Origin of the sequence: Clostridium sp. FP2 (assembly GCF_011065955.2) — a bacterium.
Classification (GTDB): domain Bacteria; phylum Bacillota; class Clostridia; order Clostridiales; family Clostridiaceae; genus Clostridium_AD; species Clostridium_AD tagluense.
Genome location: NZ_JAAMNI020000001.1, coordinates 790216 through 805950, shown reverse-complemented (window position 1 = coordinate 805950; position 15735 = coordinate 790216). Strand labels below are relative to the sequence as shown.

The following is a 15735-nucleotide window of genomic DNA, read 5'->3' as shown; positions in this document are numbered from 1 at the left end:
AAATGGCATGTTGGTGGCATTCTGTTGCTCTATTTTTTTGTTGAATTACTATCATAAATACTCACCAAAAACTCCCTAATTAACTGCAAATAAATTTCTTTTTTATACTCAGTTGTAATCTTCTTATCATCAATAGATAATATAATTTTAATATACTCTTGCTCTAAATCTTTCGTAATTATTTCCATTTCTTCCTTACTAAGCCCTTTAAGTCTATCCTCAAGCTCTCTAGACCTTACAGCCATAGCTCCTGCTGATCCAAATGCCATTCTTATATCCACAATTCTCTCATGTTCCAATATATAAAATCCAATAAAAGATGCCTTTGCAAGAGAATTAGATCTTTTTGTGCCTACTTTCTTATAATAAAATGATTTGAACATATTTGTAGGAACTCTAATTTCCACTAAAAGTTCCTCTGCTCTTAAATCTTTTTTACCCCTATCCAAAATAAAATCTGCTATTGCTATTTCTCTTGTTCCACTTAAACACTCTATTATTAATATGGCATCTAAAGCATATAAAAGAGGTAATATATCTCCTTCTGATGCCACATTGCATATATTTCCTCCTATAGTAGCAGCATTTCTAATAGCTGGAGATGCCATATCTAATATTATTTCACTAAAATAGTTGGGTAATAATATAGTTTCTGCTAATTCAGAAAGTGTACAAGCAGCTCCGATGGATAAATATCTATTATTTATGTCAATATTTTTAAGTTCTTGCAAATGCTTTATAAGGATAATATCACTATCAAGGTCAGATATTCCTTCAGACCATTTCTTTGTTTTTACCATTAAATTAGTGCCACCTGCTAAAATTATACATTTTTTTTGTTTTAAGAGCCCTAAGGCTTCTTCCTTACTTTTAGGTATAAAAGTTTCTGTCATAATTCTTCCCCCTTCTTGAAGCTAGAGAACTTGCTTCTATAATACTAATATTATATCATGCATATATACATAAATCGCCTAATATTTATCCCCATATTTCTCCTTTACCTTGTCTATGTTTCTGCTTAATAAATCTCATTATTTCATAACCATCACTGAAATTTAACTCCACATTAAACCATCATCTGAAATATCGTTAAAATGCCAGATACACCATTATAACTTACGCATTATAAAAATGCTAAAGTTAAATAATATATCTGGCATCAGAATTTCTCACTTGATAGCAGCCTTTCGCGTTCATTTTCCGCATAATTCATGTAAATTTATATATAGTAATATATACTTTTCCTTATGGCATAATCTAAGAAAAATCTCTTAAATTATTAATATTTAAGTTCTCGACTCAAATATTCACCTTTCCCACCTATGAAAACGCCATCTTTAACTACAAATTTACCCTTAGAAATAGTTGAACAAACTCTTCCTGTTATCTCCATATCTTTATATAGATTGTAGTCTACATTTGAATGATTTTCCTTTATAATATACTGTTCATTGTGATCAAATATAACTATATCTGCATCTGATCCTGGAATCAGGGTTCCTTTTTTAGGATACAATCCATGTACAATTGCAGGATTTTTTGTGAACTTATCAATTACTTTTTCTCCAAACTTTGCATACATAAGTGAGAAAGAATATTCTACTCCCCCTATACCCATAGGCATTTCATCAATAAATTCTCTATTTTTCTCTGTGGAATTAAATGGACAATGATCTGTACCTATTGTAAATATATTATCTATTTGATCATTTAATTTTTTTACTTCCCTATCACTTCGAAGAGGTGGAGTCATGGTGTATAAATACCCATCTCTCTGTAAATATTTAGAAGAAGAAAAAATAAAGTAATGTGGACAGCTTTCAAGGATAAAATCCCTATTGAGAATGGACCTATAATTTTCTTTAAGTCTCTCAACGGTTGTCCCGCAATTTGTATGCACAATATACATTCTTCCATCTCTATATTTAGTCATTTCAGCAAGCTTTATAACCTCACTTATTTCTGCTATTGCAGGTCTTGATCTTTCATGTTGAATCACAGGTATTTTGCCACCTTCAAGTATTAGTCCATCATTTTCTGAATGTGCTAGTAAAAGAGTTCTTGTTTCTTTAGTATGGCTTAAAAGTCTATCTATAGTTCTATCCTTTGTACGCCTATCAGAACTTGAATAGGTGGTAAATAGTTTTATTGTGGGAATTCCTAAGGCTTTAACTTCATTTATAAAGCTAATAGGCTTCTCATCTAAATCAGCAATAGTTGCATGGAAGGCATAATCAATTACACTATCTGCAGCCAAAGTCCTTCTTATATTAAAAGCTTTTTTTAATGATATATTGTTTTTTACTGGGTCTAAGAAATCAATGTATGTTGTAATGCCCCCAAAGGCTGCAGCTCTTGAGCCCTTATAAAAATCATCCGCTGAGGTACGCGTGCCTACTGTAAGTTGAAAGTGCACATGTGGATCAATAAAACCTGGTAATATATCTCTTCCTTTTGCATCATATTCTTCTTTAGCTTCTAGTACTTCATTGGAAATTGTTGATATTTTATTATCTTTTATATACAAATTTCCTTCATACCAACGCCCATCTATATATATCCTTCCATTTACAATCCCTAAATCAAACATCTACTATCCCTTCCCTTCTATTTATATTACGAATTTTCCTGCTATTTAATGCTATTGAATCCATATTTTTTAAAAATCTTTTGAGCTTCTTCTCCTATTAGAAAAGAATAGATCTTTTTAATATATTGATTTTCATTTTTAGCCTTCAGTTTACCAATGAAGTACTCTGCACGTACATTATACTTCGGTGCAATTTCCACCACTTTAACCTTATCTTTCACACTTTGTGTAATATCTGATGAATAAACAAATGCTGCATCAGCTTCCCCCATTACAACCTTATTTACCACCTGTTTTACGTTATTTTCCTCTGACACAATATTATTTAGTACCTTTTTCTCAAATTCTGCTCCAATGCTCCCTGATAAAGAGTGAATTATTTTTCTTGCATAGTCTCCAGCAGGTACTTCCTTCAAGGCTAAAACAAGTTTACATTTATTTTGCAAGTCCTCTACTTTTTCTATATGTGCTGGATTATTCTTTGGCAGAATCACAACCATGGAATTATATAATAGGGCTTGTCCTTTAGTGATATATCCCTCTTCTTTTAGTGCATCATAATGCTGCTTGTTTGCCGAAAAGAAAACATCCCCTTCTACTCCCTGCTCTATTTGTAATCTTAATCTGCTTGTGCTGTCCAAATTCAGCTTTACTTTTACCTCTGGATTTTCTTTCTCAAATAACTTTACTATTTCTTGAAGACTTTCTGTTAAAGAAGATGCTGCAAATACAGTAATCTCTTGTTTAACTGCATTCCCCCCCTGTTTTGATTTACATCCTCCGCTTAACATAATTAATAGCAGGCTCATTATAATTGACATTATTCTAATATACCTGATTTTCATCTTTTTTCTTCTATATCTATCAAACATTGATATCCTCCTCCGACCTTACAATACATTTTAATATGACCAAAACTCCAATTGATACCACCACTAGACATACTGAAATCCCCATGGATATATTTAGATCCACTTCCATTGCTGTATAAATAGCAAGAGGCAAGGTCTGTGTTTTTCCCGCTAAATTACCTGCAAATAGCATAGTTGCCCCAAATTCTGCAAGTGCTCTTGCCCAAGATAAAATAGCACCAGTTATCAAGGAATTTTTTGATAGTGGCATAGTAATATGGTAAAATATTTGTAAATTAGAACCTCCTAAAACCGCTGCTGAATTCTCTAGTTCCCTATCAACCTTTTCAAAGCCAGTGCGTGCTGACTGAATAAATATAGGCATTGCTATAAACACCTGCGCTATAACCACCGCTATAAAAGTGAAAGGCAATTGAATACCGAAGGGCGCTAGATGCTTTCCAATAAGTCCATTTCTACCAAATGTAACTAATAATAGTAACCCTGCTACTGCTGGAGGCAATACAAGTGGTAGTTGCATAATTATTTCAACAAATCTCTTTCCCCAAAAGGAGTATCTTGCCATATAGTAAGCTGTTGGCATACCCACTGCTATAATTATTAATAGTGAAAAAAAAGTACTTTTCAAACTAATAATAATTGCCTTCAATACAAAGGAATCCAAAATTAAATTCAGTGACCTCCCCCAAGGAAAAGTGAAAAGTGCAATGATAGGTGTTATTAAAAATAAAACACATATACCGCATATTAAAGCTAAAATTATCCTAAATAATCCTTTGTCTTTCATATCAGCCCTCTATTCTAAGTTTTCTTCCCTAAACTCCTTTTCCAAAGGCACAATCAGGATATTTGCACTCCTCACATTCATTGCAAAGCCCGCCATGTCCATAAGCTGCAAAATCAGCAAAGCACAATCTTTCCTTTGCAAGTATCCTTGGCAAAACTAAATCAAATATAGTTGTTCTACTATACATTACGCAGCCCGGCAGTCCTAAGATTGGAATATCTCCTTTATAGGCTAATAAAAACATTGCTCCTGGAAGCACTGGTGCCCCATAGGTTATAAGCTCTGCTCCTGTTTTTATAATCGCTGAAGGAGTAACATCATCAGGATCCACTGACATACCACCCGTACAAATTACCATTTCAGCGCCCTTGTCTATCCACTCCTGAACTGCTTGTGTTATTTTATTCTCATCATCGGAAAGTATAGATTGTCCAAGCACTTCACAGCCATATTCCTCAACTTTTTTTCTTATTACTGGACCAAAAGCATCTTTTATTCTACCGTGATATACTTCGCTACCAGTAGTAACAATTCCTACTTTCATTGCCACATAAGGTAGGATACTTACAATTTTCTGCTGTTCCATTAACGCCTCTGCTTTTTTTATCTTATCCTCATCAATTACAAGGGGAATGACTCTTGTTCCTGCAACTTTTTGTCCTTTTTTTACAGGATAGTTATTGTGTAGTGTAACTAAAATTATCTCCCCTAAGGAGTTAAGCTCATATAATAGCTTTGTATTAATTACAAGAAGTCCATCATACTCCGCTATAAAATTTATTTTACCTTCTTTTACTTCACTAAAAGTAAGGCCTTGACCTGCTGCACAGGCTCTTAACCTCTCTGCAGCATCATTTTCATGAAGATATCCTTCTTTTTTCTCCCATACAAATAGATTTTCTTTACCTATGGAAAGTAATAATGGTATATCTTCCTCTTTAATTATATGTCCTTTTTTAAATGCTATATCCTTTACTACTCCTGGAATAATCTGAGTAATATCATGACATAAAACGGATCCAACTGCATCTTTTACAGGTATTTTTTTCATATTATACACCCCTAACTTATATTTTCATCATATAAAATTCAGCTTCTTAAATGTTGCAACGACCCTTTATTTTTCAATAAAACTATTTCTGATAATATACTTAATGCTACTTCTTCTGGTGTTTCTCCACCAATTGCAATCCCTATTGGTGCATACACTTTCTTCAAGAATTCTGCATCAATACTTTGGCTTAACAAGTTATCCATTATAGTAGAAATCTTCTTTTTGCTACCAAGCATTCCTACATATGCAGTATTTTTCATTATAACTTCCTTCAATATATCTTCATCTGATTTATGTGAACCGCTTGTAATCACTACATAAGAATTTTTATCTAAATCATAATCTTTTATAGTATCTGAAATTTTTCCATGTATCAATCTTGTTGCATTTGGATATTTTTCTTTTGTTAATAAATCTTCTCTATCATCAAAAACGTATACAGAAAACCCTACTAAAGTAGCAAGTTTATAAAGACAATGTGCTACATGACCCGCTCCTGCTATTATAAGCTTCTTTTGTGGCATATAAGTCTTGATAAATACTTTAACCTTTCCTGTACATATTTTTTCTCCATTGTCATAAACATAGACATCTGATGAAATTGACTCACTAGTTTCTTCTTTAATACACTTCTTGGCTGCCGCTATAGCTGTAAGTTCTACTTTGCCACCTCCTACGCTGCCAAATGTTTCTCCATTTTCCTTTATAACCATTGAAGTGCCTACGCCTCTTGGTGTGGCCCCTTCTTGTTCAATAATAAAAGCATAACAAATTTTTTTATCTTCCATAAGTTCATTTTTTATAATACTAAGTAATTCTAATTCCATATTTCTCTCCTATTTTATAAACTAACAAAGTTTATACCATTTTTTGAATTCAGCACCTCAAATTTCATATCATATACCTGGAGTAGACTCTGCTGACATAGTATTTCCTCAGTTTTTCCAGAATGTAACACTTTACCATCCTTAAGTAGAATTGCTTGATTGCAATACCTCATTGCAAGATTAGGATCATGAATGGAAAGTACTATTCCTATGTTAAAATCCCTTGCTATATTTTTAATTTTTCCTAATACTTCATGCTGATTTCGAATATCTAAATTAGAAATAGGCTCGTCCATTAAAATGAATTTTGTATTTTGCACTAATGCTCTAGCAATTAAAACCAATTGTCTTTCTCCACCACTAATTTCAGAATAACTTTTCTGCGCTAAATGTTCTATGCCTAGATTTTCAAGAGCTTTTCGGGCTAATTCATATTCCTTACAAGAGGGCATATCAAATAAATTTAAATAGGGATTTCTCCCCATTACCACTAGTTCAATAACTTTAATTCCATATATCGCTTCCTCATTTTGTGGAACATAAGCTATTAACCTGGACAAATCCTTAATGGGAATATCATAAGAGTTCTTACCCTCAATGGTAATTGATCCACGCTTAAACTTAAGTAGACCTAAAATTAGTTTTATTAAGGTAGTTTTTCCTGATCCATTTCTACCCAGCAATGCGTACATGTTTCCTCTTTTGAATTCTAAATTAATATTCTCTAATATGGACTTATCATTATAGCTAAAATAGAAATTTTCTACTTTTATATCCATAGTATCTCCTAACTATATTGTTTTCTTAAATATTAATAAATATCCTAAAACAGGTGCCCCAATAGCCGCTGTAAGTATGCCAACGGGGATTTCTGTAGTGCTAATAGTCCTTGCAATATCATCAAATAAAATTAAAGTTGTGGCACCAATCAAACTAGTGATTAAGTAAATATATTTATTCTTATATCCAAGAATTATTCTTGTAATATGGGGTACTATAAGTGAAATCCAACTGATTGTTCCAGATATACTAACGCAAAAACAAACTACAAAAGAGACTAAGCACAAAATGTAATTCCTAAACTTTGAAACCTCCATACCCATGGTTTTTGCCATGTCATCATTAAGTGAAAGCATTTTTAATTTAAATCTTAAACTGTTTATAATAAAAATACTAGGAATAACAACTATTCCCGTGCCAATTGCATTTATCCAATTTGCTCTGTATAATCCACCCATTGACCAAAAAACAATGGAGGGCAATTGCTGGTAAGGATCTGCAAAATATTTTACCATTGACAGTAGTGCAGAAAAAAAAGCTGAAACAATAATTCCGGACAGTACCAAATACAGTATATTATTATCCTTCGAAGCCTTTTTTAAGCCATAAGCAATGCTCACTGCAAGTATTCCAAAAATAAATGCACATATTTGAACTATACCGGGAAATTGCCAAGGCAATATGATTCCCAGGGCTGCACCAAAGCTGGCACCTGCAGTAACACCTAAAATATCTGGCGAGGCAATGGGATTTTTAAATACCTGTTGAAAAACAAGCCCTGAAATGGATAAGCCAGCTCCCACAAAAGATGCAAGCAAGATTCTTGGAAGCCTGACTTTATATAGTATTAAAATACTTGGATCCTCTATTGTTTCGCCTAGGAGAAACTTGTGTAAATTAAAAAACACATTTTTATAATCAGCAATACTCATTTTATATCTACCCATAAATATTGATACCACAAAGACTACAATGAAAATAATAAAAAATAAAAGGCATTTGTGATATAGTATTTTATGGAGTAATTTATTTTTTGGTACTACTTTTCCCAAGCAGTGTCCCTCCTAACTCATCGAAGGATTTACCATAAAAATCACTATAAAATTTATTTGCAACGGCATGAATATCTAAATCCTTAAATTGTTCTGGATATAGTGTTTTACTCATCCACAATATAGCTAATATACTACTAGGTTGCGGCATATCCCAAGGTGTAATATTAGATGGTATCTGATAAATTTTTTTATCTTTTATGGCCCTTACTGTTTGAAGCTCTGCCTTTTCCATAATTTTAGCTGGACTCCCATCCTTACAATACATAACTGATGTTATTACCTCAGGATTCCACGCAATTACTTGCTCCACAGATACATCATTCCATCCACCTTTTAACTTAGCAGCAACATCAATTCCACCAGCCGCTTCTATCATTTCATGTTGATAAAAATCTCCTGAGCATGTTGAAAGAACACCATGAGCACCAGCTAAATATACTGTCTTTTTATCTTTAATGGTAGTAAGTTTTTTAGTAACATCTTCAATTTTTTCTTTATAATAAGCTACTAATTTTTTTGAATTTTCACTTTCTCCTATAGCATCTCCAATTTTAATAATATCAGATTGAAGCAAAGCTATACTTTCAGGATTAATACTAATAACCTTTATATTTTGCTGAGTTAATTTTTTCATAGTGTCATCGGATTCTTTAGTGGGGTATAGAATTACTACATCAGGTTTTAAAGCAACTATTTGTTCAATATTTATACCATTTTTCTTTGAACCAACTTCCGCTAATTTACTTACCAGGTTTTCATCAAGTTTCACAAGAAGTGGGTCTTTTTTAGATCCATCATTTGCTCCCACTAATTTATCTTTTCCTCCCAGTGCAAGTACAATATCCGTAGCAGGTTTATATGTTGTAATAACTCTAATACTTTTATTTATTTTTGTATCTTCTTTTTTTACAATTGCTTGTTTAGAACAACCTGTAAGTAAAACTATCAAAGATAAAAATAAAACAAAACTTTTTTTTATTATTTTCATAATTAATCACTCCCAATATTTATTAATTTCCTTTGCAACACTATCTCTATTTTCTAGGGTAACCCGAATCACTTTAACATCCTCCCTAGCTGCAATAGAATTTAGAAATTCATTTGTCCTTTCTTTTAATACTCCTAATACACTATGTTGACTATCAAGGGTTCTATGTACTTGCGCCTTAAATTCTAGAGCATCCTTCTCAAAAAAGCCCAGTTCATCCATTAATATAATTGAATTTGGTATTTTTAAAGACTCACATAATATTTCAACACCTTTTTTTTCAAATACTTCCGGAATACCGTAACAAGATTTTCCTTTACCAAAATCAGTATTAATACCTACCATATTTTCTAAAATATTAGAAATTCTAGGCTCTATCTGGTTTTCTATATAATATCCTTTTAGAGATCCATTTTCATAAAGTGGTTTTGTTTTAAAACCTGCAATACTACTGGAATTTGAAATATACTTATTTAAAAATCTAATAATAGCAGTAGATTTTCCAACATGAACATCTCCTGTTAAAAAAATATTTTTATTACCCAATTTTCTGTCCTCCCTTCTTTGTGTTTTTAAATTTTCTTTACTCCTCATAATTCTAGGTAGAAAACAGGTTATGTTTTCTAATACATAACGGTTGCTATAATGAATCCTTTTATTACAAATAATATCAATATGGTTTATTCCTTGAATTTTTTATTGAATAATTCTATAATGCACTCTCCTACTTCTATTTCAAGTTCATCAAATTTTCTAATCAAAATTCTAACTTCCTCGGTAAGTATAGACCCACCTCCATTTTTACCCCCAATTTGCTTTTCAAGTACCTTTATGTTAGTACCCTTTTCTAAATTTAAAATCATATTCCAAGCTTTTGTATAGGAAAGTTTCATAGAAATTGCTGCCTTTCTTATAGATCCTAATTCATCAATTTTTAAAAGTAACATTTTAGGACCCTTGCCAAAGACCTTTATATTGTCTTCTTTTAAGTAAATTCTCCAATTTACATTCATTTTACTTCTCCTAGTTATTCTGAAATTTTAACTACATATTCCTATGGTATATCTAAAAATCCACCTTTTTTATATCCTTTAGATGTTGTAGTGACCCTTTATTCTTAACCATTAATATTTCACTCATAATTCCAAAAGCAATTTCATTTGGCTCCTGCGAAGAAATGTTAATTCCTATTGGTGCATATACCTTTTTAAGTGCTTCCCTTCCAATTCCTTCACCTATGAGATTCTTCATAACAAACTCTGTTTTTTTCCTACTTCCAATCATTCCAATATATGAAGCATCAGATTCAGCTGTAACCTTAAGAGCATCAGCGTCACATTTATGACCTCTTGTTACTATTATAATATAGGTATTTTCATCAATAGGATACTGTGAAAGCTTGCCCCCAATGTCGCCTACAATTATCTCATCGGCGGAGGTAAATCGCTTTTCGTTTGCAAATTCTTCCCGATCATCGAATATTACAGTATAAAAATCTAATACCTTTGCTAGCTTAAAGAGTTCTACTCCTATATGGCCTGCCCCTATTATAAGTAGTTTTGATCTAGGTTTAAATATCTTCACATATAAAGTAGCTTTTCCTCCACACTGCATATGCAAATCCCCTTCATCATTCAATTCAAATTCAAATTGACCATCAGTTTCTTTCTTAATACACTCTATGGCTTTTTCTATGGCCGAATACTCAATATTACCTCCTCCAACACTTCCCTCAATTCTTCCATCTTCCCAAACTGCCATAAGAGATCCTTTTTTCCTGGGCGATGAACCCTTTATATCTGTAATAGTGACTAATGCTGCCTTATGTCCTTTTGATAAACTTTCATAAATTTCTTTTAAAATTTTCTCTTCCACCGTTAATCCTCCTTAGATTGATTTATCAAATAAAATATTGCTTCTAATACTCCCCCTGCTATACTTCTTGCTTTATCAGAAATAGTATAACAATTCATTTTTTCTGACAACCTTGGATCAATATCTGCTATTTTAAATCCCGCAACTACTGGGCTTCCACTATGTAAAATCCCCCTTAACAATCCTGATATTTTTGCTTTTACTTCTACATCTCCTATATAGGCAATTACATCATCTTTTTCAACCACATCACCAATATGGAGAACATTTTCCATTATTCCCACGCAAGGTGAATGTATAACTCTTTCTTTAGAATAACCCATGATACTTCCAGGAATCCCTGTATTTTCCGAAGCTCCTCCATGAAAAATCAACCTACCGAGATTATGCCCTCTAGCAGTTTCTATGACTATATCTACATCTTCTCCTGCTATAAATCCAGGTCCAAGAGCAATAGTTATTTCTGCCATATCCCTTATTGTTCCCATATTTTTCTTAGCAATAATAGCATCCACTACAATTCTAGGCTTTATTTTTTTAATATATTTACCTTCTTGGTCTATAATCACTGGGATTTTTTTATTACTCCAGGCTTTTTCTATTTCACTTAAACAGCATACATGTACAGCTGTAATTCCTTCTATTTCTACTTCTCCCTGATATACCGCTTCACTGAAAGATACATCCCGTCTAATAGCAGTAGGCTTTGGAACTTCTAAAACTAATACCCTAAATCCACTTCTATATAGTTTTTGAATTGTACCAGATGCTAAATCTCCTCCACCACGTATAATGATGATCTCATTAAACATATTCATTATTCTCCTCTAGTTTTAGAATATACTCATAATTTTCATTAGTATCAATATCAAATAGTCCTAAGCTATCACTTATTTCTACAAATTTAACTTTGTCCAAATTTTTATTTATTATTAGTTTTCCACCAACATCTCCCTGTAACTGCAAAAACTCTTCTTTAAGACTGTAGGGAAATATTACAGGATTCCCACGACTCTTATCACAACGCGGAACAATTATATATGCTGGATTTTCTGTAAATTCACGAATTAATCTTTTAACTGTATCCCTATCTAAAAAAGGCTGATCTGCCGTAAAAAACATATATCCCTCTGTTTGCGCCGCTTGCATTACACCCAGTTTAATAGATTCACTTATTCCTTTATTTGCATTTTCATTTTTAATAACAACTAAACCATACCTATTACCAGTTTCTATTATTTCTTCTTCTCTCCCTACAAGAATTACCTCTGAAAAATCACACTTTTCAATAGTCTCTATAGTGCGCTGGATCAGTGATTTGCCCCTATATTTTAAAAGAAGCTTATTCTTACCCATTCTCCTTGAGTACCCTGCTGCTAGTATTATTGCACTTACCATTATTAAGCACCTGCCTTTATCCATAACCATATAGTTAAAGTCTTATTTCATTTTTTTACATTTCCACTTTAAGATAAATTTCATACTTTAATGTAATACACATTGTTATTTAAGCTTCCGATAAATACACTATTTAATAATTCTTTATTCTTTGAATTTATTTCTTCAACTAACAGTTCAGCTAATCTTAAATCCTTAGGATCTTCTACTTTATTTATATATAATATTCTTTCCCCTATCGCGCCTTTAAACAATCCTCGTGGATTCACTATTATCTCAGATAGGTGCTCAGATTTAACAATTTCACCTTCATGTGCCCCAGTTATTTCTCGAAATATTTTACTTCTATGAACACTATCCTCATTTATTACCATACCTAATGATTGTATATCCATAATACCTATAGTTTTCGTAGTTTTTCCGTATATAACTGGCTCAAATTCATTCCATGCTTTTAGTCGTTTTTTCTTTGCTCCATCTGCTTCTATTAATATATAGTCAAAATAAGGCGCTAACTCATCTAATTCTTTGTAACTAAGTCCTAATATTTTATTTTCATCATTTATTCCCAGTCCTAATATATAAATGCCATTTTCCTTCATATTACAATATTTAAAAAAATCATTTTTATCAGTACAAATAAAATCATATTTATTTAGTGCTGGAGTATATACCTTAGTAGTTGTAGTCACTAAAATCTTGTTACTCCCTCTAAGCTCTTCTGCAAGCTTAAACATCATGGTGGTTTTTCCACCAGCCCCAACAATAGATAAAATATCTTTTTCCACTAGTCCAATATAATTGCTCAGCATCATGCTATCACCTACTTATTGCATATTCAAAAATAACTAGCCCGTAGAATAGTTATTTTTTTCACATGCTTGATTTAAATCATATCACTGTTAACTTATTTAATTAACAGTGAACAATAACCCATATTTCTATTTTTTCTTACTATATGGTGTATTCGGAAGAGGTAGCTTTGTTCTAAACTCTCTATCATAGTTATAATATGCACCTGCCACTGCAGGAGCTGTAGGTATTGAACATATCTCCCCTATGCCTTTTGCCCCATAAGCAAGATTAGTATTTCCTCTACCTAGTATAATACATTCTATTTTTGGTGTTTCTGTTGCTTTAAAAAGTCCTAGTGTTCCAAATCTTGCAGTTGGCACACTACCAATAAGTGGATAATCTTCTGTTAGCGCGTATCCAAGGCTCATAACAACACCGCCTTCAATCTGTCCTTCAATATTTTTAGGATTTATAGGAGTCCCAACATCATGAGCTGCAATAACCTTTTCAATTCTTCCTTCATCATTTAAAATAACGACATGTGTTGCATAGCCATAGGCTACATGGCTTACAGGGTTTTGTTTATTTGAATTCATTTTATCAGTTATTCCTTTAAATTCCCCCTCAAATTCTTGATCCTCTAAGTTTTCTAATGTTTGATAGCTTAGTACATCTAGAAGTTTTCTAGCCGCCCTTTTTGCTGCCTCACCTGTGAACAGTGTTTGACGTGAAGCTGTTGTATTTCCAGAATCAGGACAAGTCAAAGTATCTGGGGCTGCATGCACAACTTTATCCGGTGACATATTAAGAGTTTCACAAACTATTTGCGTTAATATAGTTCCAAGTCCTTGTCCAATACAAGCTGCACTGGTATAAATATTTACCTTACCATCCTTTATAATCAGTTTACAACGTCCAATATCAGGAAGTCCAACCCCCACACCACTGTTTTTTATAGCACAGGCTATTCCGGCTTTAGGATTTTGAAGACATATCTCTTTTACTGCATCTAGTGTTTCCACAATAGATGTCGATGAGTCTGCAATTTGACCATTAGGCATTACTTGTCCAGGCCTAATGGCATTTCTATATCTTATTTCAAATGGAGTTATTCCTGCCATTTCTGCAAGCTGATTTAAATTAGACTCTATTGCAAAGCAACTTTGCGTTACCCCAAACCCTCTAAAGGCACCAGCTGGCGGATTATTTGTATATACCGCTTTCCCAATTATATCAATATTTTGATAATTATAAGGCCCTGCTGCATGAGTACATGCCCTTTGTAACACAGGTCCGCCTAGTGATGCATAGGCTCCTGTATCAGCTATTATTATAGCTTTCATAGCAGTCAAATATCCATTTTCATCGCAAGCAGTTGTAACCTCCATCTCCATAGCATGACGTTTTGGATGTATCATTATACTTTCACTGCGACTTAATGCAAACTTCACAGGCTTGTTAGATAAAAAGCTAAGAATTGCTGCATGGTGTTGAACGCTCATATCTTCTTTTCCGCCAAAACCACCACCAACTATTTTACTTATAACTCTTACTTTACTTTGATCCATTCCCAGGGCTTCTGCACATTCCTTACGCGTTTGATAAATTCCTTGGTCTGCGCAATATATTATCATCCCATCATTACCATCCGGCGCAGCAATTGCTGCTTCTGTTTCTAGAAAAGCATGTTCTGTAAATGGTGTACTGTATTTATTTGTTACAACATATTTTGAATTTTTTATATGTTTATCTGCATTACCGAATACTAAATTTTCAGTTGTAAGTACATTACCACTTGCGTGTATTTGCGGAGCATCACCCTTTAGTGCCTCTTCTGGGCATGTAACTGGTGTTAATTCTTCAAAATCAATTTTAACTAGTGATTTAGCTTTTTCTAGTATTTCTGGTGAATCGGCAGCTATTAGAACTATAGCATCTCCAATGCAGTGAGTTATCTTTCCCACTGGTATTAATACATCCCAATCCTTTACAATATGACCAATCTTTTGATTTCCGGGAAGTTCGTTTGCTGTTATTACTGTATGAACCCCTTTTAAATTTTTAGCTTCACTAATATCTATAGACTTTACTAAAGCACGGGGATATTTAGTTCTAACTGCTCCCCCGTAAATTAAACCATCTATACGCATATCATCTACATATTCTGCTATGCCAAGCACTTTGTCCACAGCATCAACTCTATTTAATTTTTCTCCCACTATTCCTTTGCAAGTACAGTTAGGTACCTCTGTATTTTCTCGTATTAGCTTTGCAGCCAGCTTCACAGCTTCAATTATTTTTACATATCCAGTGCAACGACAAATATTATTTTTCAAAGCATTCTTTATCTCAATCTCAGTTGGATTTTCTACCTTATCAATAAGACCTTTTGCACTTATAACCATTCCTGGAGTACAAAAACCACACTGAACTGCACCTGCCTCCATAAAAGCATATCCATATACGTCTTTTTCTCTGCTTGTTAGACCATCAACAGTTATAATGTTTTTATCTACAAGCTTGCTTGTTTTTAACACGCATGCTTTTTTTGCCACGCCATCAACTAAAACCATACAGGTTCCGCATGCACCCTCAGAGCACCCATTCTTAACTGATGTTAAATTCAAGTCTTCTCTTAAAAAAGTAATTAATTTTTTATCTTCTTTTGCATAAACCATATCCCCATTTACAACAAAATTAAACATTAGTGCCCC

16 protein-coding genes are annotated in these 15735 nt (G+C 33.0%); all 16 read right to left on the bottom strand.

The window, feature by feature from the left end:
• Window positions 1-29: 29 nt before the first annotated feature.
• Window positions 30-893, bottom strand: a complete 864-nt coding sequence (locus G9F71_RS03850) for an FAD binding domain-containing protein (RefSeq protein ID WP_164949609.1) — start codon at window positions 891-893, stop codon at window positions 30-32.
• Between the two features lie 386 nt (window positions 894-1279).
• Window positions 1280-2590, bottom strand: coding sequence for a dihydroorotase (locus tag G9F71_RS03845; RefSeq protein WP_164949608.1), 1311 nt, complete (start codon window positions 2588-2590; stop codon window positions 1280-1282).
• A 41-nt stretch (window positions 2591-2631) separates the two neighbouring features.
• Window positions 2632-3462 carry a molybdate ABC transporter substrate-binding protein gene (gene modA / locus G9F71_RS03840; protein WP_164949607.1) on the bottom strand — a complete coding sequence of 277 codons (831 nt, stop codon included), beginning with the start codon at window positions 3460-3462 and terminating at the stop codon, window positions 2632-2634.
• Window positions 3455-4249, bottom strand: coding sequence for an ABC transporter permease (locus tag G9F71_RS03835; protein WP_164949606.1), 795 nt, complete (start codon window positions 4247-4249; stop codon window positions 3455-3457). Before G9F71_RS03835 ends, modA begins: the two co-directional genes overlap by 8 nt.
• 28 nt (window positions 4250-4277) lie before the next feature.
• A complete protein-coding gene (locus G9F71_RS03830) occupies window positions 4278-5300 on the bottom strand; it encodes a molybdopterin-binding protein (RefSeq protein ID WP_164949605.1) in 1023 nt (340 codons plus the stop codon).
• Between the two features lie 38 nt (window positions 5301-5338).
• The gene (locus tag G9F71_RS03825; protein WP_164949604.1) at window positions 5339-6130 is read right to left on the bottom strand and encodes an XdhC family protein; all 792 of its coding nucleotides are present in this window, start codon (window positions 6128-6130) and stop codon (window positions 5339-5341) included.
• Between the two features lie 14 nt (window positions 6131-6144).
• The gene (locus G9F71_RS03820; protein WP_164949603.1) at window positions 6145-6909 is read right to left on the bottom strand and encodes an ABC transporter ATP-binding protein; all 765 of its coding nucleotides are present in this window, start codon (window positions 6907-6909) and stop codon (window positions 6145-6147) included.
• Window positions 6910-6921: 12 nt separating this feature from the next.
• Entirely contained in the window at window positions 6922-7962 is a 1041-nt protein-coding gene (locus G9F71_RS03815; RefSeq protein ID WP_202017928.1) for a FecCD family ABC transporter permease, read from the bottom strand.
• Window positions 7937-8953: an ABC transporter substrate-binding protein gene (locus G9F71_RS03810; protein WP_164949602.1), complete on the bottom strand. Its 1017-nt coding sequence runs from the start codon at window positions 8951-8953 to the stop codon at window positions 7937-7939. The genes G9F71_RS03815 and G9F71_RS03810 overlap by 26 nt, the downstream gene beginning before the upstream one ends.
• 6 nt (window positions 8954-8959) lie before the next feature.
• Window positions 8960-9499 (bottom strand): nucleoside-triphosphatase, encoded by a 540-nt coding sequence (locus G9F71_RS03805; RefSeq protein WP_164949601.1) that lies wholly within the window; start codon window positions 9497-9499, stop codon window positions 8960-8962.
• A 134-nt stretch (window positions 9500-9633) separates the two neighbouring features.
• The gene (locus G9F71_RS03800; protein ID WP_164949600.1) at window positions 9634-9966 is read right to left on the bottom strand and encodes a winged helix-turn-helix domain-containing protein; all 333 of its coding nucleotides are present in this window, start codon (window positions 9964-9966) and stop codon (window positions 9634-9636) included.
• A 52-nt stretch (window positions 9967-10018) separates the two neighbouring features.
• Entirely contained in the window at window positions 10019-10828 is an 810-nt protein-coding gene (locus G9F71_RS03795; protein ID WP_164949599.1) for an XdhC family protein, read from the bottom strand.
• A gap of 2 nt (window positions 10829-10830) precedes the next feature.
• Window positions 10831-11640: a selenium-dependent molybdenum cofactor biosynthesis protein YqeB gene (gene yqeB, locus G9F71_RS03790; RefSeq protein ID WP_164949598.1), complete on the bottom strand. Its 810-nt coding sequence runs from the start codon at window positions 11638-11640 to the stop codon at window positions 10831-10833.
• A complete protein-coding gene (gene mocA / locus G9F71_RS03785) occupies window positions 11633-12256 on the bottom strand; it encodes a molybdenum cofactor cytidylyltransferase (RefSeq protein WP_164949597.1) in 624 nt (207 codons plus the stop codon). Before mocA ends, yqeB begins: the two co-directional genes overlap by 8 nt.
• A gap of 50 nt (window positions 12257-12306) precedes the next feature.
• Window positions 12307-13041, bottom strand: coding sequence for a selenium cofactor biosynthesis protein YqeC (gene yqeC, locus G9F71_RS03780; protein WP_164949596.1), 735 nt, complete (start codon window positions 13039-13041; stop codon window positions 12307-12309).
• A 126-nt stretch (window positions 13042-13167) separates the two neighbouring features.
• The gene (gene xdh / locus G9F71_RS03775; RefSeq protein ID WP_164949595.1) at window positions 13168-15726 is read right to left on the bottom strand and encodes a selenium-dependent xanthine dehydrogenase; all 2559 of its coding nucleotides are present in this window, start codon (window positions 15724-15726) and stop codon (window positions 13168-13170) included.
• Window positions 15727-15735: the final 9 nt, after the last annotated feature.